This is a genomic window from Pseudomonas tructae, from assembly GCF_004214895.1.
GTDB classification, from domain to species: Bacteria; Pseudomonadota; Gammaproteobacteria; order Pseudomonadales; family Pseudomonadaceae; genus Aquipseudomonas; species Aquipseudomonas tructae.
Genome location: NZ_CP035952.1, coordinates 129837 through 149180 on the forward strand (window position 1 = coordinate 129837; position 19344 = coordinate 149180).

Annotated in this window: 21 protein-coding genes and 1 pseudogene; 14 read left to right on the forward strand and 8 right to left on the reverse strand. The window is 62.4% G+C overall.

All coding sequences use genetic code 11. The features are described from left to right. The first annotated feature begins 167 nt into the window (after window positions 1-167). Window positions 168-1562: an argininosuccinate lyase gene (argH, locus tag EXN22_RS00625; RefSeq protein WP_130261983.1), complete on the forward strand. Its 1395-nt coding sequence runs from the start codon at window positions 168-170 to the stop codon at window positions 1560-1562. A 15-nt stretch (window positions 1563-1577) separates the two neighbouring features. Here the strand turns inward: argH and EXN22_RS00630 are convergent, their stop codons facing one another. Together EXN22_RS00630 and EXN22_RS00635 are read right to left on the reverse strand one after the other, a co-directional pair. After that, on the reverse strand, window positions 1578-2258 hold the full coding sequence (locus EXN22_RS00630; RefSeq protein ID WP_130261984.1) for a glutathione S-transferase family protein: 681 nt from the start codon (window positions 2256-2258) through the stop codon (window positions 1578-1580). 116 nt (window positions 2259-2374) lie between these two features. Next, window positions 2375-3037: a glutathione S-transferase family protein gene (locus tag EXN22_RS00635; RefSeq protein WP_130261985.1), complete on the reverse strand. Its 663-nt coding sequence runs from the start codon at window positions 3035-3037 to the stop codon at window positions 2375-2377. Between the two features lie 145 nt (window positions 3038-3182). Here EXN22_RS00635 and EXN22_RS00640 point away from each other — a divergent pair, with 145 nt between their 5' ends. The 3 genes from EXN22_RS00640 to EXN22_RS00650 all read left to right on the forward strand — a co-directional run bounded on the left by EXN22_RS00640 (window position 3183) and on the right by EXN22_RS00650 (window position 6793). Next, window positions 3183-3467, forward strand: a complete 285-nt coding sequence (locus tag EXN22_RS00640) for a hypothetical protein (protein WP_130261986.1) — start codon at window positions 3183-3185, stop codon at window positions 3465-3467. 84 nt (window positions 3468-3551) lie between these two features. Then, window positions 3552-3797, forward strand: a complete 246-nt coding sequence (locus EXN22_RS00645; RefSeq protein WP_130261987.1) for a TIGR02647 family protein — start codon at window positions 3552-3554, stop codon at window positions 3795-3797. Between the two features lie 149 nt (window positions 3798-3946). Further along, window positions 3947-6793 carry a class I adenylate cyclase gene (locus EXN22_RS00650; RefSeq protein WP_130261988.1) on the forward strand — a complete coding sequence of 949 codons (2847 nt, stop codon included), beginning with the start codon at window positions 3947-3949 and terminating at the stop codon, window positions 6791-6793. 3 nt (window positions 6794-6796) lie between these two features. On the opposite strand, the gene rnk is transcribed toward EXN22_RS00650, so the two are convergent. The 3 genes from rnk to cyaY all read right to left on the reverse strand — a co-directional run bounded on the left by rnk (window position 6797) and on the right by cyaY (window position 7903). Then, window positions 6797-7216: a nucleoside diphosphate kinase regulator gene (gene rnk / locus EXN22_RS00655; protein ID WP_130261989.1), complete on the reverse strand. Its 420-nt coding sequence runs from the start codon at window positions 7214-7216 to the stop codon at window positions 6797-6799. A 133-nt stretch (window positions 7217-7349) separates the two neighbouring features. Beyond that, the gene (locus tag EXN22_RS00660) at window positions 7350-7571 is read right to left on the reverse strand and encodes a DUF1289 domain-containing protein (RefSeq protein ID WP_130261990.1); all 222 of its coding nucleotides are present in this window, start codon (window positions 7569-7571) and stop codon (window positions 7350-7352) included. Next, entirely contained in the window at window positions 7571-7903 is a 333-nt protein-coding gene (gene cyaY / locus EXN22_RS00665; RefSeq protein ID WP_100781851.1) for an iron donor protein CyaY, read from the reverse strand. Before cyaY ends, EXN22_RS00660 begins: the two co-directional genes overlap by 1 nt. Window positions 7904-8098: 195 nt before the next feature. Here cyaY and lptM point away from each other — a divergent pair. The 6 genes and pseudogenes from lptM to EXN22_RS00695 all read left to right on the forward strand — a co-directional run. After that, window positions 8099-8233 (forward strand): annotated as a pseudogene (lptM, locus tag EXN22_RS00670) (LPS translocon maturation chaperone LptM); the annotation flags it as partial. A 12-nt stretch (window positions 8234-8245) separates the two neighbouring features. Next, window positions 8246-9493 carry a diaminopimelate decarboxylase gene (gene lysA / locus EXN22_RS00675; RefSeq protein WP_130261991.1) on the forward strand — a complete coding sequence of 416 codons (1248 nt, stop codon included), beginning with the start codon at window positions 8246-8248 and terminating at the stop codon, window positions 9491-9493. A gap of 4 nt (window positions 9494-9497) precedes the next feature. Further along, window positions 9498-10328 (forward strand): diaminopimelate epimerase, encoded by an 831-nt coding sequence (gene dapF, locus EXN22_RS00680; protein WP_130261992.1) that lies wholly within the window; start codon window positions 9498-9500, stop codon window positions 10326-10328. A gap of 13 nt (window positions 10329-10341) precedes the next feature. Then, window positions 10342-11079: a DUF484 family protein gene (locus EXN22_RS00685; protein WP_130261993.1), complete on the forward strand. Its 738-nt coding sequence runs from the start codon at window positions 10342-10344 to the stop codon at window positions 11077-11079. Beyond that, window positions 11079-11978: a tyrosine recombinase XerC gene (xerC, locus tag EXN22_RS00690; protein WP_130261994.1), complete on the forward strand. Its 900-nt coding sequence runs from the start codon at window positions 11079-11081 to the stop codon at window positions 11976-11978. The genes EXN22_RS00685 and xerC overlap by 1 nt, the downstream gene beginning before the upstream one ends. Next, window positions 11975-12670 carry an HAD family hydrolase gene (locus tag EXN22_RS00695; protein ID WP_130261995.1) on the forward strand — a complete coding sequence of 232 codons (696 nt, stop codon included), beginning with the start codon at window positions 11975-11977 and terminating at the stop codon, window positions 12668-12670. Before xerC ends, EXN22_RS00695 begins: the two co-directional genes overlap by 4 nt. A gap of 56 nt (window positions 12671-12726) precedes the next feature. Here the strand turns inward: EXN22_RS00695 and sutA are convergent, their stop codons facing one another. The 3 genes from sutA to glnK form a co-directional block, all read right to left on the reverse strand. Next, window positions 12727-13053: a transcriptional regulator SutA gene (sutA, locus tag EXN22_RS00700; protein WP_130261996.1), complete on the reverse strand. Its 327-nt coding sequence runs from the start codon at window positions 13051-13053 to the stop codon at window positions 12727-12729. A gap of 464 nt (window positions 13054-13517) precedes the next feature. After that, window positions 13518-14849, reverse strand: a complete 1332-nt coding sequence (locus EXN22_RS00705) for an ammonium transporter (protein WP_130261997.1) — start codon at window positions 14847-14849, stop codon at window positions 13518-13520. A gap of 41 nt (window positions 14850-14890) precedes the next feature. Next, complete coding sequence (gene glnK / locus EXN22_RS00710; protein WP_002555808.1) at window positions 14891-15229, reverse strand: P-II family nitrogen regulator; 339 nt, start codon at window positions 15227-15229, stop codon at window positions 14891-14893. A gap of 329 nt (window positions 15230-15558) precedes the next feature. On the opposite strand from glnK, the gene EXN22_RS00715 reads away from it, so the two are divergent. The 4 genes from EXN22_RS00715 to EXN22_RS00730 all read left to right on the forward strand — a co-directional run bounded on the left by EXN22_RS00715 (window position 15559) and on the right by EXN22_RS00730 (window position 19344). Then, a complete protein-coding gene (locus EXN22_RS00715; protein ID WP_130261998.1) occupies window positions 15559-15822 on the forward strand; it encodes an accessory factor UbiK family protein in 264 nt (87 codons plus the stop codon). 7 nt (window positions 15823-15829) lie between these two features. Next, complete coding sequence (locus tag EXN22_RS00720; protein ID WP_130261999.1) at window positions 15830-16183, forward strand: gamma-glutamylcyclotransferase family protein; 354 nt, start codon at window positions 15830-15832, stop codon at window positions 16181-16183. 184 nt (window positions 16184-16367) lie between these two features. Beyond that, window positions 16368-17861, forward strand: coding sequence for a YifB family Mg chelatase-like AAA ATPase (locus tag EXN22_RS00725; protein ID WP_130262000.1), 1494 nt, complete (start codon window positions 16368-16370; stop codon window positions 17859-17861). 55 nt (window positions 17862-17916) lie between these two features. After that, the gene (locus EXN22_RS00730; protein ID WP_130262001.1) at window positions 17917-19344 is read left to right on the forward strand and encodes a mechanosensitive ion channel family protein; all 1428 of its coding nucleotides are present in this window, start codon (window positions 17917-17919) and stop codon (window positions 19342-19344) included.

Here is a 19344-nt window from a genome sequence, read left to right on the forward strand (position 1 = left end):
CGCAACACTGCCGTTCAATCGATAAATATCCTGTTGCACACGCGCTGTCGCGGGCCTGTACTGCGACATAAACCCGCATTTGCCCCGACCGCCGCACTCCGGCAGGGCCGTCAATCCTGCTATGATCGACGCCACTTTTTCCGTTCACGCCTTCAACGAGTGAATCCATGAGCACCGACAAGACCAATCAGTCCTGGGGCGGCCGCTTCAGTGAGCCCGTCGACGCCTTCGTCGCCCGTTTCACCGCCTCCGTCAATTTCGACCAGCGCCTGTACCGCCACGACATCATGGGTTCGATCGCCCACGCCAGCATGCTGGCCAAGGTCGGCGTACTTACTGACGCCGAGCGCGATACCATCGTCGATGGCCTGAAGACCATCCAGGGCGAAATCGAGGCCGGCAACTTCGACTGGCGCATCGACCTTGAAGACGTGCACATGAACATCGAGGCGCGCCTCACCGACCGCATCGGCATCACCGGCAAGAAGCTGCACACCGGCCGTAGCCGCAACGACCAGGTCGCTACCGACATCCGCCTGTGGTTGCGTGACGAGATCGACCTGATCCTCGCCGAAATCACCCGCCTGCAACAGGGCCTGCTGGAGCAGGCCGAGCGCGAAGCCGAGACCGTCATGCCTGGCTTCACCCACCTGCAGACCGCCCAGCCAGTGACCTTTGGTCATCACCTATTGGCCTGGTTCGAAATGCTCAGCCGCGACTACGAGCGCCTGGTCGACTGCCGCAAGCGCACCAACCGCATGCCCCTGGGCAGCGCCGCGCTGGCCGGCACCACCTACCCGATCGACCGCGAACTGACCTGCCAATTGCTGGGCTTTGAAGCCGTGGCCGGCAACTCGCTCGACGGCGTCTCCGATCGCGACTTCGCCATCGAGTTCTGCGCCGCCGCCAGCGTGGCGATGATGCACCTGTCGCGCTTCTCCGAAGAGCTGGTGCTGTGGACCAGCGCCCAGTTCCAGTTCATTGACCTGCCTGATCGTTTCTGCACCGGCAGCTCGATCATGCCGCAAAAGAAAAACCCGGACGTCCCCGAGCTGGTGCGTGGCAAGACCGGCCGCGTGTTTGGCGCCCTGACCGGCCTGCTGACCCTGATGAAAGGCCAGCCGCTGGCCTACAACAAGGACAACCAGGAAGACAAGGAGCCGCTGTTCGACGCCGCCGATACCCTGCGCGACTCGCTGCGTGCCTTTGCCGACATGATCCCGGCGATCAAGCCTCGCCACGCGATCATGCGCGAAGCGGCCCTGCGCGGCTTCAGCACCGCCACTGACCTGGCCGACTACCTGGTGCGCCGTGGCCTGCCATTTCGTGATTGCCACGAAATCGTCGGCCATGCGGTGAAGTACGGTGTCGATACCGGCAAGGACCTGGCCGAGATGAGCCTGGACGAACTGCGCCAGTTCAGCGACCAGATCGAACAGGACGTGTTCGCCGTGCTGACCCTCGAAGGCTCGGTCAACGCCCGTGATCACATCGGCGGTACTGCCCCGGCCCAGGTACGCGCAGCCGTAGCCCGCGGCAAGGCACTGCTCGCCGCGCGCTAGGCCCGTCGCGAGCTGCTACCCAGCCATTTCTGACTGGGCGGCAGCCCGCAGTCGCTGCATAAAAGCCGGGATGTCGGCTTTCTTATCTGCCGCCACCTTCTGCACATTGGAATTTTCTGCCAGACGCTCAAGCAACGCTCGGGCACCTGGCAGCGGCTTCAAGTAATCAATATCAAACAGTTGCTTGCCTACCTGACACGCCAGGTCAACGCTATACAGAAAGTACAGATCAGCCAGGGTAAGACGCTCCCCAGCCAAGTAAGGCATAAAGCGCCCACGCTGGGCCAGGGCGACAAAGCCCTTATCCAGGTCACGCCGTGCCTTGGCCTTCAACGCCTCGGGCGTAGGCCGACCGCCAAAGAACACTTCAACATAGCAGTATCGGGCGGGTAGCTCGATGTACAGCTCGATTTCCTTGGCCAGCGCCCGCACCTGCGCACGATGGAAAGGGTCGGTCGGCAGTAACGCAATCTCAGGGCATACCTCTTCGAGGTAATCGAGAATGGCGTCGGTCTCGCTAATGAAGCCCTGCTCCACCTCCAGCACAGGTACCTTGCCACGCGGACTGAGCGCCAACACTTGGGGGCTCTGGCAGCCATGTAGCAGTACCTCTTCGAACGGCAAGCGCTTTTCCAGCAGCGCCAGTTTGACCATGTTGTAGTAGTTACTTGCAGAGAATCCGTGGAGTCGGAACATAGGGGCCTCCAAGCCAGGGTGTTCTCTGCATACTGCGAACGATGCACGCCACGCAACCACCAGACAAACCCTAAAAGCTTGTAAGGTTTTTCCGACACCGCTTCACCGAACGCCGATCAGCGCTTGCCCGAGCGCACCATCTCCAGAAAGGCAGGCATCTGCGCCTCCTTGTCAGCTGCAATCTTCTGCACGTTCGGATTGCTCTTGAAGCGCTCCAGCAGCTCACGCGCTTGCGGGAAGTCTTCCAGTACATCGATATCCAGTACTTTCTTGCCCACGGCATAAGCCAGGTCGATGCTGAAGCAGAACAGCATATCGGCAATGGTCAGGCTGTCGCCGGCCACATAAGGGCTGAATTTGCCATTGCGCTTGAGGGTGGCGATCCCGGCCAGCAGTTCATCCTTGGCCTTGGCCTTGATGGCTTCGTCCACCGGCATGCCGAAGAACGCTTGCGGGTAGCAGGCGCGGGCAGGCAGCTCGATGTACAGCTCGATCTCCTTGGCCAGCTCGTGAACCTTGGCCTGGGCAAACACCCCCTCCGGCAGCAGTGCCTTGCCCGCCTGGGTTTGCTCGATGTAGTCGAGAATCAGGCTGGTTTCACTAAGAAAACCATGCTCGGTCTCCAGCACCGGTACCTTGCCGCGTGGGCTGACTTTCAGCGCTTCGGGGCCCTGGCCGCCGAAAAACAGCACCTCTTCAAACGGCACGCCCTTCTCCAGCAGCGCCAGTTTGACCATGTTGTAGTAGTTGCTGACCGCAAATCCGTGAAGCTTGAGCATGAAACAGCCTCCAGGCCGTTAAGGGGTTGGCCCGGTTGTTATAGACCCAAGTACCGGGTACTGACCAGCATCATGGAGTTTGTCGATAACACGGCATCGGCCCCCGGCTCATGGCAAACTGGACACCCCCACAGAGGAAGCGCCCATGAGCGAACCAACCGATATCGACAACAACGAAGAAGAGTTCGCCGAGTCGACCCTGATCGAAGCGATCGAAAACCAGATCGAAAGCGACAACCCACCAGCGGCCAAAGCCACGTTCAACAAGCTGACCCTGGTGGGTTACGAGCGTGACGACATCCTCAACCTGATGGCCCATGTACTGGCCTTTGAGATTGACGCGATGCTCGAAGACGACCGCGCGTTCAATACCCAATGGTATGAAACCGCCTTGCGCGCCCTGCCCGAGCTGCCGCCGGAAAAGGTCTGAAGCAAAGCAGGGTTTCCCTGACTACACTGCAAAACCAGGCACCGGCGACGGTGCTGCCCTCCTTGTCTGGAAGTCGGAGTCTCTATGTCGTTTACCCCCGAACTGATTGCCGAGCTGGAAGTCCTTGCCTTGTTCAACCTGGATAGCAGCCAGGAAGGCATCAAGGTGCACAACACTGCCTCCAAGGAGGTTATCGCTGCCGCGCAGCGCCTGTACGCTAAAAAGCTGACCGACCAGCCCGATGGCGGCTACCTGACCCAACTGGGACATGATGCCGCCGAAAACGTGCAGCAGCTGCTGACCATCCTGAAAGTCGCTCAACCTGCCTGATAACAGCAATCGCGGGGCAAGCCCGCTCCTACCGACCGGGTGGGAGCGGGCTTGCCCCGCGATGCGTTCAGCGCTAATAAAATGGCGTCATAAATCCAAATACCCCTTAAACTCGCCATTGCTCCCCAGACGGCCGGTTTTAGCTCGCCATGAACCACCCCCACGAAATTCGTCCCGACCTCGACCAGGGCATTGACCGCAAAGTGCTCAGCCAGCTGCGCCAACGTTTCCTGACACTCAACCAGGGGCGCCTGGGGCGCGCCATGGACGGGCTATCAAGCCGTCAACAGCAAGTGATGGCCTTGCTGCCGCTGTTTTTCCACGTCAATCATCCGCTGCTGCCCGGCTATGTCTCCGGCAATACACCAGCGGGCGTAGCTAATTTCGAGCCCGATAGCCACGTGCTGGCCGAAGCCCAGCGCCTGACCCGTTCGTTTGCCTACAAAGCCCGGCGTGGCAACCCACCGCAGCCGATTCACGGCCTGTACCTGATGGGTAGCCTCGGCACCCTGGCCCAGGCCGAGCAAAGCGATATGGATGTCTGGGTCTGCCACGCCGCGGACCTGAGCGAAAGTGAACTGGCAGAGCTGCGCAAGAAATGCCTGCTGCTGGAAGCCTGGGCCGCCAGCCAGGGCGCCGAAGCTCATCTGTTTCTGATCGAACCACAAAGCTTCGTGCAGGGTGAACGCGACGGCCAGCTCAGCTCCGATGACTGCGGCACCACTCAGCACTACTTGCTGCTCGATGAGTTCTACCGCACCGCCATCTGGCTGGCCGGGCGCACACCCCTGTGGTGGCTGGTGCCGGTGTACGAAGAGCCCCGGTACCGGGAATACACCCAAACGCTGCTGTCCAAGCGTTTCGTGCGCGGCGAAGACAACCTCGACCTTGGCCACCTGGCGCATATCCCCCCTGGCGAGTTTGTCGGCGCCGGGCTCTGGCAGTTGTACAAGGGCATCGAGTCACCCTACAAGTCGGTGCTCAAGCTACTGCTGACCGAGGTCTATGCCAGTGAACACCCGCAGGTGCAGTGCCTGAGCCTGCAGTTCAAGCAGGCGGTGTTTGCCAACCGCCTGGACCTTAACGAGCTCGATCCTTACATGATGGTCTATCGGCGTATCGAGCAGTACCTGCAAGGCCGTGGCGAACACCAGCGGCTGGAGTTGGTGCGGCGCAGCCTATACCTGAAAGTGAACAAAAAGCTCAGCGGCCTGGCCCGCCAGCGCAGCAGCAGTTGGCAACGCGACCTGCTGCAGCGCCTGAGCCGGGAGTGGGGCTGGGACGAGCGCCAACTGGCGCTGCTCGACAGCCGCAGTCAGTGGAAGGTCCGCCAGGTCGCGCTTGAGCGCCGCGAGCTGGTAGCGGAGCTGAACTACAGTTACCGCTTCCTCTGCCAGTTTGCCCGCAGCCAGAACGCCACCAGCCGCATCGACCAACGCGACCTCAGCGTGCTTGGCCGACGCCTGTACGCCGCCTTCGAACGACGCGCCGGCAAGGTCGAGTTCATCAATCCGGGGATTGCCCCGGATCTGGCCGAAGACACCCTGACCCTGGTCCAGTCGCCTAACCGCAAGGATCCCGGGCAAACCCACTGGGGCCTGTACAACGGTAACCTGGGAGCGCACGAGTGGGAGCATTTCGCCCCGATCAAGCGCTGCCGGGAACTGCTCGAACTGCTGACCTGGGCCCACCGCAATGGCGTGATCGACAGCAGCACGCGCCTGGCCCTGCATCCGGGCAGCAGCGACTTGAGCGAGTACGAACTGTTCAACCTGCTTGGCAGCCTGCAACAGAGCGTTGCCCTGCCCTTGTCGGTGGTCAGCGAACAGCGCCTGCTGCAGCCGAGCGTGGCAGACGAGGCCCTGTTGCTGGTCAATGTCGGCGTCGACCCGCTGCAACACCATCGCGACCTGAACATCCTGATGACCACCGAGCGCACCGACTCCCTGAGCTATGCCGGGGTGCGGGAAAACCTGGTATTGACTCTCGACCAGGTCACGCTCAATAGCTGGAACGAGGTCCAGGTGCATCGCTACGATGGCGAACATGCCCTGCTGCGCTGCCTGCGCGATTACCTCAATAGCCACGGCACTGGCCACACGCCCAGGCTGCGGGTGCGCTGCTTCTGCCACAACCGTGCCCAGGCCATCGCCGTGCGGGTCGAAGAGGTGTTCGCTACCACCCAGGCGCTGCTGGCGCAGAACCTCAACCACCGTTACTTGTTGCAGGTTGAGCAACACACCCATGTGCTGGAACTGCAGGCCGGCGCCGTGAACCTGGTTACCCTCGACGATCAGGAAGCGATGCTGCGCTACCTCGGTGAAGAACGCAGCGATTACAGCCCTCTGCACCTGGACGCCAACGCCCTGCAGGAGCTGGACCTGGCCCAGGTACTGCCCCTGGGCCAACCGCAATGCATCCAGCTGTTCTATCGAATGCAGGACGCCTGGGCGGACGTTTACGTGCTGGATGAGCACAACGCGTTCTGGCAACAACGCCTGCCGTTCCACGACGAAAGCAGCCTGTTGCTGCCGTTGCAGCGCTTTTTGCAATCGATGGTGTTTCGCCGCGAAGCGCGCCTGCCGCTGGACAGCCTGCAGGCCCAGGGATCACTGGATATTCTTTATTACCAATTGTTGCCCTCAGGCCCTGGCAAGGTCCGTCAGGTGGAAACCCGCCAGGTCGAGGTCAGGGCCATCGACCGACCGTACTACGAAGTGCAGGCGATTTTGCAGGCAGGCGCCAGCGACGACGTACAAGTGACGCTGTACTGCAATCAGCGCGAGTTTTCCCAGCTTGAGCATGGCGACCAGCTGTATGCGGTGGTCGCCCGCGAGATCATCGAGCAGCGCCGTGAGGCCGAACGCTACCGCTGCTACATCACCGACCTGGACCTGTCCGGCCTGCTGGCCGACGGCCTGGGCTCGAGCATCCTCTACCTGCGTTACAAGGGCGAACTGGAGCGGGCGCTCAACGAGGCCCTGGCGCAGGTTTGAGGCTCAGAGGTCGAAGTCGCCTGCCGCTTCCGGCTGGTATTCGACTTCGAGCAGTTTCAGCTTGAGGGTCTTGCCGCCCGGGGCCGGCCAGTCGATCTGCTCGCCTACCGAAAGGCCCAGCAGCGCGCTGCCGATCGGCGCAAGGATGGAGATCTTGCCTGCATCAGCGTTGGCATCTTTGGGATAGACCAGGGTCAGGTGGTAGTCCTTGCCACTGGCTTCTTCGCGGCAATGAACCCGGGAGTTCATGGTCACGACACCGGCCGGAACTTCCTCGTGACTGACCTGTTCGGCGCGGTCCAGCTCGTCCTGCAGGGCGAGCACACCCGGCGAATCCTGCGTCTTCTCGTCGAGGCTGTCGATCAGCCGCTCCAGACGTTGTACGTCCAATCGGGTGACGATAATGGAAGGCTTGGTGCTCATGATCCGGTCAGACTCCTTTTTCTGGGCGATATAAAGCAAAACCCCGCCCAAGGGCGGGGTTTGCAGGCATTCGGCTCAGCCGAAACAGCTTTGACACTACCACAGCCAAGTAAATACACAATACCCGCAGGGTCTATGCCAACCCGGCCAGCTGTCGTCGCGCCAGCGCCTCGCGGCAGATCTGCCGGCGCTGCTCATCGTCAGCCGCGCGCCACTGGCGAATGTCCTCGACATGGCGGTAACAGCCAATGCAGACCTTGTGCTCATCCAGCCGGCAGGTGCTGATGCAGGGCGACGGCACTGCCGGGCTGACATTGCTGTAGAGCGGCTTGGCCGGCTTGGCTGGGCTGCTCATCAGATTTCGTCGAAATCGAGCTTTTCACCGACCCGCTCCCAGACGATGCGCTCGAGCATCTCACCCAGCAGTTCTTCGGTTTTTTCGCAGGTCCACTTGCCGTTCTGCTCGTCGTAGTCGAAGTGAAAGCCACCGGACTTGTCGGCCAGCCACAGCTGACGCAGCGGCTCCTGACGGCTGAAGATCAGCTGGCTGCCGTTGTCGAACTTGATGGTCAGGACCCCTGCCGAGTTCTCCATGTCCAGGTCCAGGTCAGTCTCGTCGAACAGGTCTTCCAGGGCCTGTTGGGTCGCGTCGACCAGGTCGTGAAAACGCGCTTCGGTCAAACTCATTGCAAGAACCTCAAAAATGTCTGCACACACGCAAGCCGGGCAAGATACGAGCGCGGCGCGCCGAATGCAAAGGATACCGACCTGCGTCATCAGGCGCAGCCACCCCCCCGCCCGACGGCGGGCTGCCCACATAGGCAAGGGGCCGGGCGCTCGGTATACTCGGGCGCAATACTGCTTATTACAAAGGATTACGCCATGAAGCGCCTGATCTCCACCCTCGCGGCGCTCGTCGCGGTTGCCTGCCTCGTTTCCGCCTGCGGCCAGAAAGGCCCGCTGTACCTGCCTGACGACAGCAAAGACGGTAAAAAGTCGCAATCGCACCAGCACCAGTAAGGGTAACCCATGGACGCTTTCAACTACCGCGACGGCGAGCTGTTCGCGGAAGGCGTGGCCCTGTCGGCCATCGCCGAACGTTTCGGCACGCCGACCTACGTTTACTCGCGCGCCCACATCGAGGCCCAGTACCGCAGCTATGCCGATGCCCTGGAGGGTGTTTCGCACCTGGTGTGCTTCGCCGTCAAGGCCAACTCCAACCTCGGTGTGCTGAACCTGCTGGCCCGCTTGGGCGCAGGTTTCGACATCGTCTCCGGCGGTGAGCTGGAGCGTGTGCTGGCCGCGGGTGGACGCGCCGACCGCGTGGTGTTCTCTGGCGTCGGCAAGACCCGCGAAGACATGCGCCGCGCCCTGGAAGTCGGCGTGCACTGCTTCAACGTCGAATCCACTGACGAGCTCGAACGCCTGCAGGTCGTGGCTGCCGAAATGGGCGTTCGCGCGCCGGTTTCGCTGCGGGTCAACCCGGATGTCGATGCCGGTACCCACCCGTATATCTCCACGGGCCTGAAAGAAAACAAGTTCGGTATCGCCATCGCCGATGCCGAAGAGGTGTACATCCGCGCCGCGCAGTTGCCGAACCTGGAAGTGGTCGGTGTCGACTGCCATATCGGCTCGCAACTGACCACCCTGGACCCCTTCCTCGATGCCCTCGACCGCCTGCTGGCGCTGGTCGACCGCCTCGGCGACTGCGGCATCCTCCTGCGCCACCTGGACCTGGGTGGCGGCGTCGGCGTGCGCTATCGCGACGAAGAGCCGCCGCTGGCTGCCGACTACATCAAAGCCATCCGCGAGCGCGTCGGTGATCGCGACCTGGCCCTGGTGTTCGAGCCGGGCCGCTACATCGTTGCCAACGCCGGCGTGCTGCTGACCCAGGTCGAGTACCTCAAGCACACCGAGTACAAGGACTTCGCCATCGTCGATGCGGCGATGAACGACCTGATCCGCCCGGCCCTGTACCAGGCCTGGATGAACGTCACCGCGGTACAGCCGCGTGCCGGTGAAGGCCGTACCTACGACATCGTCGGGCCGATCTGCGAAACCGGCGACTTCCTCGCCAAGGAGCGGACCCTGAACCTGGCCGAAGGCGACTTGTTGGCGGTGCATTCCGCGGGCGCCTATGGTTTTGTCATGAGTTCGAACTACAACACCCGTGGTCGTTGTGCCGAAGTACTGGTCGATGGTGACCAGGCCTTCGAAGTGCGTCGTCGCGAAACCGTGGCCGAGTTGTTCGCCGGCGAAAGCCTGCTGCCGGAGTAAACCCATGCTGCTGCGTTTTACCAAGATGCATGGGCTGGGCAACGACTTCATGGTCCTCGACCTGGTCAGCCAGCATGCGCACATTCTGCCCAAGCACGCCAAGCAATGGGGTGATCGCCACACAGGTGTCGGCTTTGACCAGTTGCTGATCGTCGAGGCACCGAGCAATCCGGAAGTGGATTTCCGCTACCGGATCTTCAATGCCGACGGCTCCGAGGTCGAACAGTGCGGCAACGGCGCACGCTGCTTCGCGCGTTTCGTACTGGACAAACGCCTGACTGCGAAAAAACGCATCCGCGTCGAAACCAAGGGCGGCATCATCGAGCTGGACGTGCGCAACGACGGGCAGATCAGCGTCGACATGGGCCCGCCGCGGCTAGCGCCTGAGCAGATTCCGTTCGACGCACCGACCCAGGCCCTGAGCTACCCGCTCGAGGTTGCCGGACGCTCGGTGGAACTGGCTGCGGTGTCCATGGGCAACCCCCACGCAGTGCTGCGCGTCACCGACATCAATGCCGCCCCGGTGCACGAACTGGGCCCGCAGATCGAACATCACCCGCGCTTCGCGCAGCGGGTCAATGTCGGTTTCATCCAGGTCATCGACCGTCACCGTGCGCAACTGCGGGTGTGGGAACGTGGTGCGGGCGAAACCCAGGCCTGTGGTACCGGGGCCTGCGCTGCGGCCGTGGCCGCGATCAGCCAGGGCTGGATGGACTCGCCATTGTTGATCGACCTGCCGGGTGGGCGCCTGTCCATCGAATGGGCAGGCCCGGGCACCCCGGTGCTGATGACCGGCCCCGCCGTACGCGTGTTTGAAGGACAGGTTCGTCTATGAGTGAGTGCCAGCCATGACCGATCAGCCCCAGGCCCCCGCCGAACAGCCCAACGACCTTAGCGCCGAGGGCTCGACGCCCACCCTCGGGGCTGAGGCCGTGGTTGCCTACCTGCGCGACAACCCGACGTTTTTCGCTGAGCACGACGAGTTGCTCAGCGAGCTGCACATCCCCCATCAGCGTGGCGATAGCGTGTCGCTGGTGGAACGTCAGCTCAAGCTGCTGCGCGACCGCAACATCGAAATGCGCCACCGCCTTTCGCAACTGATGGACGTGGCCCGCGACAACGATCGGCTGTTCGACAAGACCCGTCGGTTGATCCTTGACCTGCTCGATGCCGACAGCCTGGAAAGCGTGGTCATGGCGGTCGAAGACAGCTTGCGCCAGGAGTTCAAGGTGCCCTTTGTCAGCCTGATCCTGTTCGGTGAAACCGCCGCACCGGTCGGCCGCTGGGTCAACAGCTCTGACGCCCAGCAAGCCATTGGTGGCCTGTTGTGTGCCGGCAAGACCGTCAGCGGCAACCTGCGCGACCATGAGCTGGACTTCCTGTTCGGCGAAGAGCAGCGCAAGGAAGTCGGCTCCAGCGCCGTCGCCACCCTCAACCATCAAGGCCTGCATGGCGTGCTGGCCATCGCCAGCCGCGATCCGCAGCACTACAAGAGTACGGTCGGCACCCTGTTCCTGAGCTACATCGCCGAAGTGCTGGGCCGGGTCGTCCCGCGCCATACCCAGACCCTGCGTCCGGTGCGCTGATGGAACGCCAGCTGGAGGCCTTTTGCGCACACCTGCGCAACGAGCGCCAGGTGTCCGAACACACCCAGCTGGCCTATCGACGCGACCTTGCGAGCGTCCTGGCGTTCTGCGCCAAGAACGGCATCGACAGCTGGAACGCCCTGCAGATCCAGCACCTGCGCCAACTGATCGCCCGTCAGCATCACCAGGGCCAGTCTTCACGCAGCCTCGCCCGCCTGCTCTCGGCGGTGCGTGGTTTCTACCGTTACCTCAACCGCGAAGGCCACTGCAGTCACGATCCGGCCAACGGCCTGTCGGCGCCCAAAGGCGAGCGGCGCCTGCCCAAGACCCTTGATACCGACCGCGCCCTGCAGTTGCTTGAAGGCGCGGTTGAAGACGAGTTTCTGGCCCGCCGCGACCAGGCCATGCTCGAGCTGTTCTACTCTTCCGGCCTGCGCCTGTCGGAGTTGACCAGCCTCAACCTCGAGCAACTCGACCTGCCTGCGGGCCTGGTGCAGGTGCACGGCAAGGGCAGCAAGACCCGCGTGCTGCCTGTCGGCCGCAAGGCCCGCGAAGCGCTGGAACAATGGCTGCCTCTGCGCGCTGGCAGTGGCCCGCAGGACGGCGCCGTGTTCGTCAGCCAGCAAGGCCGGCGGCTTGGCCCACGGGCCATTCAGCTGCGGGTACAGGCCGCTGGCGCCCGCGAGCTGGGCCAGAACCTGCACCCGCACATGTTGCGACACTCCTTCGCCAGCCACCTGCTTGAATCGTCCCAGGACTTGCGCGCGGTGCAAGAGATGCTCGGTCACGCCGACATCGCCACCACGCAGATCTACACTCACCTGGACTTCCAGCACCTGGCCGCCGTTTATGACAGCGCCCATCCCCGGGCCAAACGCAGTAAGGGCAGTGACTCATGAGCATCAAGCTGATCACCTTCGACCTCGATGACACCCTGTGGGACACCGCGCCGGTGATCGTCAGCGCCGAGACCACCCTGCGCGACTGGCTGGCGGCCAATGCGCCAAGCCTGGGCGCGGTACCGGTGGAGCACCTGTACGCCATCCGCGAGCGCCTGGTGCAAGCAGAGCCGGGGCTCAAGCACCGCATCAGCGCTCTGCGCCGCCGCGTGCTGTTCCATGCCCTGGAAGAGGTCGGTTACAGCGAGAACAAAGCCCGCGAGCTTGCCAACGAAGGCTTCGAAGTGTTCCTCCACGCCCGCCATCAGATCGACATCTTCCCCGAGGTGCAGCCGGTGCTGGAGATCCTCCGCCACAGCTACACCCTGGGCGTGGTTACCAATGGCAACGCCGATGTGCGTCGCCTGGGCCTGGCCGATTACTTCAAATTCGCCCTGTGCGCCGAAGACTTAGGCGTCGGCAAACCCGACCCACAGCCCTTCCTCGAAGCCCTGCGTCAGGGCGAAGTAGAGGCAGGTGCGGCGGTGCATATCGGCGACCACCCTGGCGATGACATCGCAGGCGCCCAGCGCGCCGGCCTGCGGGCGATCTGGTTCAACCCCCAGGGCAAGGCCTGGGAAGCCGACAGCCGCCCTGACGCGGAGATCCAGCGCCTGTCGCAACTGCCCGAACTGCTTAACAGCTGGCGTTGAACCGCAGGCACAAAAAAGCCCGCAGCGACGGCGGGCTTTCTTGCTGACGGGACCACTCAGATAGGGCGGCTACCGTACTTGTTGTCCGGCTTCTTGGGCGGATCGGCGACCACGTTGGCCTCCACTTCCTGCACCTTGCCACCACGGGAGAGGAACTCTTCCATGGCCTTGGCCAGGGCATCACGCTCTTTTTGCTTGGCTTCCATGCTCGGCATGTCGTCTACCGAGACTGCCGCAGACTTCGACTTGCCTTTGGCTGCGGGAGCCGGGCTGTCGTCGCCACTGTCATCGGCCGCATCATCGGCCGCAGCTTCGAGGCCTTCATCGCCTTCGTCTTCATCGCCTACTTCGAGGTCGTCATTTTCCAGATCGTCGTCGCTCATGTTCTACCTCATGACTTGCGAAAAGCAGATTAGTTATAGTCCAGCAACGTCGAAAATCGACAGCTGCCAGAAAAAATTCAAGGACCGCAGTCTGGCTGCGGGCCGTGGTTGCGCCACAACGAATGGCGAGAACCGGGCAAACCCCACGTCACGGGCGAGGTCTGTACAAATAAAGAGCGGTCGGCACTCTCTCGCCGACATACCCCGCTGTGATCGACTCGCTTATTGGCAAGCCTAGCAAAGGGTATGGAAGTTTGCGGACTGCTCGTCAGCACCCTTCGGCGCGCATTCTAGCGTGCTCAGAGAAAAAGCAAAGTGCCTAAATTTCACTGAGCGTTGTAAGTTTTCTACCTACATCGCACGCAGCCGTCGAAGCTCGCGTGGAAACCGTTTGCGCTTGAACGAACGAACAAAATCCGGGCAAAAAAATGCCCGGCAAGCCGGGCAAGTTTTTTCAGCCGCCGTTACAGGTTGTAACCACGCTCGTTGTGTTGCGCCAGGTCGAGACCGACCGACTCTTCTTCTTCGTTGACCCGCAGGCCCATGACCAGATCCAGCACCTTGAGAATCACATAGGTGACGATCGCGGTGTAGATCACGGTAAAACCGACGCCCTTGGCCTGAATCCAGACTTGTGCGCCGATGTCTTCAACGGTGCCGAAGCCGCCCAAAGCCGGAGCCGCGAACACACCAGTAAGGATTGCCCCGACGATACCGCCGATGCCATGCACGCCAAAGGCATCCAGGGAGTCGTCATAGCCGAGCTTGCGCTTGAGGCTGGTGGCGCAGAAGTAGCAGATCACGCCGGCCACCAGGCCAATCACCAGGGCGCCCATCGGCCCGACGGTACCTGCAGCCGGGGTGATAGCCACAAGGCCTGCAACCACGCCCGAGGCGATACCCAGTGCGCTTGGCTTGCCGTGGGTCAGCCACTCGGCAAACATCCAGCCCAGGGCCGCTGCGGCGGTGGCGATCTGAGTCACCAGCATGGCCATGCCGGCGGTGCCATTGGCAGCAGCAGCAGAACCTGCGTTGAAGCCGAACCAGCCGATCCACAGCATCGCCGCGCCGATCAGGGTGTAACCGAGGTTGTGCGGCGCCATCGGCGTGGTCGGGAAGCCTTTGCGCTTGCCCAGCACCAGGCAGGCGACCAGGCCGGCGATACCGGCGTTGATGTGCACCACGGTGCCACCGGCGAAGTCGAGCACGCCCCAGTCCCACATCAGGCCGCCATTGCCGCTCCAGACCATGTGGGCGATGGGCGCATAGACCAGGGTGAACCAGATGGCCATGAAGATCAGCATCGCCGAGAACTTCATGCGCTCGGCAAAGGCACCGACGATCAGCGCCGGGGTGATGATCGCGAAGGTCATCTGGAAGGTGATGAACACCGCTTCAGGGAACAGCGCCGCCGAAGAGGTCAGGCTCGCCGGGGTCACGCCGGCGAGAAACGCCTTGGACAGACCGCCAACGAAGGAATTGAAGTTGACTACACCTTGCTCCATACCGGTGGTATCGAACGCCAGGCTATAGCCGTAAACCACCCACAGGACACTGATCAGGCCGGTGATCGCAAAGCACTGCATCATCACCGACAGCACGTTCTTGGAACGCACCATGCCGCCGTAGAACAGGGCCAGACCCGGGATGGTCATGAACAGCACCAGGGCTGTGGCGGTCAACATCCAGGCAGTGTCGCCGGAGTTGAGCACGGGGGCTGCCTCCTCTGCCAGGGCCAGGCCGGGCATTACGAGGGACAAAAGGGCTCCTAGCCCTGCGAACTGACGCAGAGTCATATTGTTATCTCCTGGGGCGTTGGGGTTTGGTGAGGCTTTTTTTAGATCGCGTCGGTATCGGTTTCGCCGGTACGGATGCGAATCGCCTGCTCCAGATTGACCACGAAAATCTTGCCGTCACCGATCTTGCCGGTGTTGGCCGCCTTGGTGATCGCCTCGATGACCCGGTCCAGATCCTTGTCGTCGATAGCGACGTCGATCTTCACCTTGGGCAGGAAATCGACCACATATTCAGCGCCGCGATACAGCTCGGTGTGACCTTTTTGCCGACCGAAGCCTTTGACTTCAGTGACAGTGATGCCCTGCACGCCGATTTCGGACAGCGACTCGCGCACGTCGTCCAACTTGAACGGCTTGATGATGGCAGTGACTAGCTTCATGAAACTCTCTCCCGAATTGGTGGACTTGCCCCAGGAAAACAAACCCGACTCAAGTCTAAGCGCAGTGCCTGGCTTTGTAACGCGTCGTCATGGTGACTGCATCAGTGCATGGGTCATGAAGGTCTTAGCAGAAAGCTTGCCAGATTGATTAAAACCCTGAATTACAGGGGTTTACGCTGCTCGGCGGCACTTGGCCAGTCGCCAGCACCGTTTTGTTGCACAACAATAGTGCGCGGCGTTTCGCCACCCTGCGCGAAAAGCGTGCAGCGCTGGCAGGCGAATGCTGCGTGTTACACTGGCGCCCCATTGCATACTGTGGACAGCCGAACATGCTCGCGCCCAAAGCCTTTCTTGATGCCCTGAGCGACCAGGCCTCGCGCCTGTTCAGCGGTGACACCTCGCAACCTCGCAGCGAAATCGAAAGCCAGTTCAAAGCCCTGCTGCAAAGCGGCTTCAGCAAGCTGGAGCTGGTCAGCCGGGAAGAATTCGACAGCCAGATGGTGGTGTTGGCCCGCACCCGCGCCCGCCTTGAAGCGCTCGAGGCCAAGGTCGCGCAAATGGAAGCACGCCTGAACCCGCCTGCTGCCGAGTGAGCCTGCGATGACGCCTTCTACCGAGTACCCGGTGCTGTTGTTCTCCTACGGCACCCTGCAGGACAAAGCCGTGCAACTGGCCAATTTCGGCCGCGAACTGGCCGGCCAGGCCGATCAGATGCTCGGTTATAGCCAGGCCTGGGTGGAAATTACCGACCCGCAAGTCCTGGCCACCAGCGGCAAGACCCACCACCCGATCGTCAGCCCCAGCAACAACGCAGACGACAGCGTGGCCGGCATGGTCTTCCAGATCAGCGAGGCGGAGCTTGCGGCGGCGGATGCCTATGAAGTGGCCGACTACAAGCGGGTTGCCGTGCCTCTGGCCTCTGGTTTGACTGCCTGGGTTTACGTGGCTGTTTGAACTGGCCTTATCGCGGGGCAAGCCCGCTCCCACAGGGACCCACTGTGGGAGCGGGCTTGCCCCGCGATCGAGCGCAAAGACACGCCTGTAAAAACCAGACTCACTCTTCCCCGCCCCAATCCGCTCCACCCCACTACGCTTGCAGAGCCGCAGGACGCGGTCTCGTCTTGATCATGGAGCGTTCATGTCCCTCGCCCTTGTCCACAGCCGTGCCCAGGTCGGTGTTTCGGCGCCGGCGGTCAGTGTTGAAGCGCATCTGGCCAACGGCCTGCCAGCGCTGACCCTGGTCGGCCTGCCGGAAGCGACTGTGAAGGAAAGCAAGGATCGGGTCCGCAGCGCGATCCTCAATTCCGGCCTGGAATTCCCCGCCCGGCGCATCACCCTCAACCTCGCACCCGCCGACCTGCCCAAGGACGGCGGGCGTTTCGACCTGGCCATCGCCCTGGGGATTCTCGCCGCCAACGGCCAGTTCCCCATTGCCGCGCTCGGCGAAGTGGAATGCCTGGGCGAACTGGCGCTGTCCGGGGCCATTCGCTCGGTGCAAGGCGTACTGCCCGCTGCACTGGCGGCACGGGAAGCCGGCCGGGCCCTGGTGGTGCCGCAGGAGAATGCCGAGGAAGCTTGCCTGGCATCCGGGCTGGTGGTATTTGCCGTCGGCCATCTGCTGGAGCTGGTCGCCCACTTCAACGGCCAGACCCCTCTCAATCCTTACGCTGCCAACGGTTTGTTGCTGCAAATCCGCCCCTACCCCGACCTCAACGAAGTACAGGGGCAACAAGCGGCCAAGCGCGCCCTGCTGGTCGCTGCTGCAGGCGCACACAACCTGCTGTTCAGCGGCCCGCCTGGCACCGGCAAAACCCTGCTCGCCAGCCGCCTGCCCGGCCTGTTGCCACCACTGGATGAACGCGAAGCGCTGGAGGTGGCGGCCATCCAGTCGGTGGCCAGCCATGTGCCGCTGAGCAGTTGGCCGCAACGCCCATTTCGTCATCCGCATCATTCGGCCTCCGGGGCTGCGCTGGTGGGCGGTGGTAGCCGACCGCAACCCGGGGAAATCACCCTGGCCCACCACGGCGTGTTGTTCCTCGATGAGTTGCCAGAGTTCGAACGGCGTGTACTGGAGGTGCTACGCGAACCCCTGGAATCCGGCGAAATCGTCATCGCCCGGGCCAAGGACAAAATCCGCTTCCCGGCGCGCTTCCAACTGGTCGCCGCCATGAACCCCTGCCCCTGTGGATATCTTGGCGACCCCACCGGCCGCTGCCGCTGCAGCAGCGAACAAATCCAGCGCTACCGCAACAAACTCTCCGGCCCCCTGCTCGACCGCATCGACCTGCACCTGACCGTCGCCCGCGAAGCCACGGCACTGTCCGCCGACAGCAGCCACGGCGAAAGCAGCGCCACTATCGCCGCGCAAGTCGCCACCGCCCGCGACCTCCAGCAACAACGCCAGGGCTGCGCCAACGCCTTCCTCGACCTGCCCGGCCTGCGCCAGTACTGCGGGTTATCCACAGCCGACCAGAACTGGCTGGAAAGCGCCTGCGAACGCCTGACCCTGTCCCTGCGCGCCGCCCACCGCCTGCTCAAGGTGGCGCGAACCCTGGCCGATCTGGAACAGGCTCAAAGCATCGGCCGCGAGCACCTGGCTGAGGCCCTGCACTATCGGCCCAGCAACCAGTAGTATTTGCCCGCATTCTGCTCTTAACTTGGCAACAGCCCACCGCGCCGAGACCAGCATGTTCGCATTCATCCACAACTCCCCCTTGTTGATCGGTACCTTGCTGCTGGTGCTCGACCTGCTGCTCTGGCGGGCCATTCCAATCGAGCGGCGTACCTGGCGGATTGCTGCACGGCTGGCAGCGTTCCTGCTGTTCAGTTGGGTGTTGATCAGTGCGGGAATCAGCCCGCTGCAGCCCCCACCCTGGGCCGATGATGTACCCCGCAACCTGATGGCGACGGTGCTGGAAATCGTCTGGTGGCTGTTCGCTGCGCGGACCCTGACGGTGGTGCTCGGGTTGATCCTGATTTCCCGCAGCGGCCATACCGGCCGCCTGCTGCAGGACGTGGTCGGGGCGTTGATCTTCCTGATCGCGGTTGTTGCTGCAGCCGCCTATGTCATGCAACTGCCCGTGAAGGGCTTGCTGGCCACTTCGGGGGTCATGGCGATCGTGATCGGCCTGGCGTTGCAGAGCACCCTAAGTGATGTGTTCTCGGGCATCGTCCTCAACACCACCCGCCCTTACCAGATCGATGACTGGGTGAGCATCGACGGCACCGAAGGCAAGGTGATCGATATCGACTGGCGCGCCACTCGCCTGCTCACCGGCAACGGCAGCATGGCGGTGATCCCCAACTCGGTGGCGGCCAAGGCCAAGCTGCTCAATTTCAGCCGCCCCAGCGATGTGCATGGCGTCTCGATCAGCGTGGTAGTACCCGCGCAGGTCCGCCCGCGGCGGGTCCTCGATGCCCTGGAAAAAACCCTGCAAGGCAGCAGTGCGCTACTGACCACGCCCAAGCCGAAGGCGACGATCAAGAGTTCGACCCTGGAAGCGGTGGAGTACGAAGCCACCGGGTTCGTCAACTCAATGGACAAGAAGACCGAAGTGCGCAACCAGATGTTCGACCTTGCCCATCGCCACCTGCAAGCCGCCGGGGTGGTGTGGAACGCCGACAACACGCCACAGCCCTGGAGCCGTCAGCGTAGCCTGCTGGAGGATGTGCGGATTTTTCGTTCGCTGAGCAACGAAGAAAAGGACAGCCTCAGCCAGCGCATGACCTCGGTCGAGTACCTGGCAGACCAGGTCATCCTTGGCCTGGGCGAAGCTTCCGAGTATCTCCTGGTAATTGGTACCGGTGTGATCTCTGCGGCGATTCGCAGCGGGGACAAACTGCTTGAGGCTGGACGCATGGGCCCCGGTGAGGTACTGGGGGTCGAAGGCCTGCTCGATGGCGACAACTCCATCGCCGAGTTTCGCAGCCTCACCAGTTGCGTGCTCTACCGTATCGACAAGCACGATGTGCGCAGTTGCCTTGAGCAGCGCGACGAGATCAAGGCGGCACTGAGCAAACTGCAACGCTTTCGCCAACAGGCCAGCCAGTCACTGCTGTTGCAGAAACCTGCAGCCATCAAGAAAGGCGGCTTTCTCAGCTGGCTGCACAAGTAG

Excerpts from the sequence above, each read along its gene's own strand:
- EXN22_RS00640 (WP_130261986.1), top strand. The coding sequence starts at position 3,183 with ATGAGCGAACCAACCGATATCGACAACAACGAAGAAGAGTTCGCCGAG.
- EXN22_RS00660 (WP_130261990.1), bottom strand. The coding sequence starts at position 7,571 with ATGAGCAGCCCAGCCAAGCCGGCCAAGCCGCTCTACAGCAATGTCAGC.
- EXN22_RS00725 (WP_130262000.1), top strand. The coding sequence starts at position 16,368 with ATGTCCCTCGCCCTTGTCCACAGCCGTGCCCAGGTCGGTGTTTCGGCG.
- EXN22_RS00645 (WP_130261987.1), top strand. The coding sequence starts at position 3,552 with ATGTCGTTTACCCCCGAACTGATTGCCGAGCTGGAAGTCCTTGCCTTG.
- lysA (WP_130261991.1), top strand. The coding sequence starts at position 8,246 with ATGGACGCTTTCAACTACCGCGACGGCGAGCTGTTCGCGGAAGGCGTG.
- EXN22_RS00705 (WP_130261997.1), bottom strand. The coding sequence starts at position 14,849 with ATGACTCTGCGTCAGTTCGCAGGGCTAGGAGCCCTTTTGTCCCTCGTA.
- dapF (WP_130261992.1), top strand. The coding sequence starts at position 9,498 with ATGCTGCTGCGTTTTACCAAGATGCATGGGCTGGGCAACGACTTCATG.
- argH (WP_130261983.1), top strand. The coding sequence starts at position 168 with ATGAGCACCGACAAGACCAATCAGTCCTGGGGCGGCCGCTTCAGTGAG.
- rnk (WP_130261989.1), bottom strand. The coding sequence starts at position 7,216 with ATGAGCACCAAGCCTTCCATTATCGTCACCCGATTGGACGTACAACGT.
- EXN22_RS00695 (WP_130261995.1), top strand. The coding sequence starts at position 11,975 with ATGAGCATCAAGCTGATCACCTTCGACCTCGATGACACCCTGTGGGAC.
- glnK (WP_002555808.1), bottom strand. The coding sequence starts at position 15,229 with ATGAAGCTAGTCACTGCCATCATCAAGCCGTTCAAGTTGGACGACGTG.
- EXN22_RS00685 (WP_130261993.1), top strand. The coding sequence starts at position 10,342 with ATGACCGATCAGCCCCAGGCCCCCGCCGAACAGCCCAACGACCTTAGC.
- EXN22_RS00730 (WP_130262001.1), top strand. The coding sequence starts at position 17,917 with ATGTTCGCATTCATCCACAACTCCCCCTTGTTGATCGGTACCTTGCTG.
- EXN22_RS00650 (WP_130261988.1), top strand. The coding sequence starts at position 3,947 with ATGAACCACCCCCACGAAATTCGTCCCGACCTCGACCAGGGCATTGAC.
- sutA (WP_130261996.1), bottom strand. The coding sequence starts at position 13,053 with ATGAGCGACGACGATCTGGAAAATGACGACCTCGAAGTAGGCGATGAA.
- xerC (WP_130261994.1), top strand. The coding sequence starts at position 11,079 with ATGGAACGCCAGCTGGAGGCCTTTTGCGCACACCTGCGCAACGAGCGC.
- cyaY (WP_100781851.1), bottom strand. The coding sequence starts at position 7,903 with ATGAGTTTGACCGAAGCGCGTTTTCACGACCTGGTCGACGCGACCCAA.
- EXN22_RS00715 (WP_130261998.1), top strand. The coding sequence starts at position 15,559 with ATGCTCGCGCCCAAAGCCTTTCTTGATGCCCTGAGCGACCAGGCCTCG.
- EXN22_RS00720 (WP_130261999.1), top strand. The coding sequence starts at position 15,830 with ATGACGCCTTCTACCGAGTACCCGGTGCTGTTGTTCTCCTACGGCACC.
- EXN22_RS00635 (WP_130261985.1), bottom strand. The coding sequence starts at position 3,037 with ATGCTCAAGCTTCACGGATTTGCGGTCAGCAACTACTACAACATGGTC.
- EXN22_RS00630 (WP_130261984.1), bottom strand. The coding sequence starts at position 2,258 with ATGTTCCGACTCCACGGATTCTCTGCAAGTAACTACTACAACATGGTC.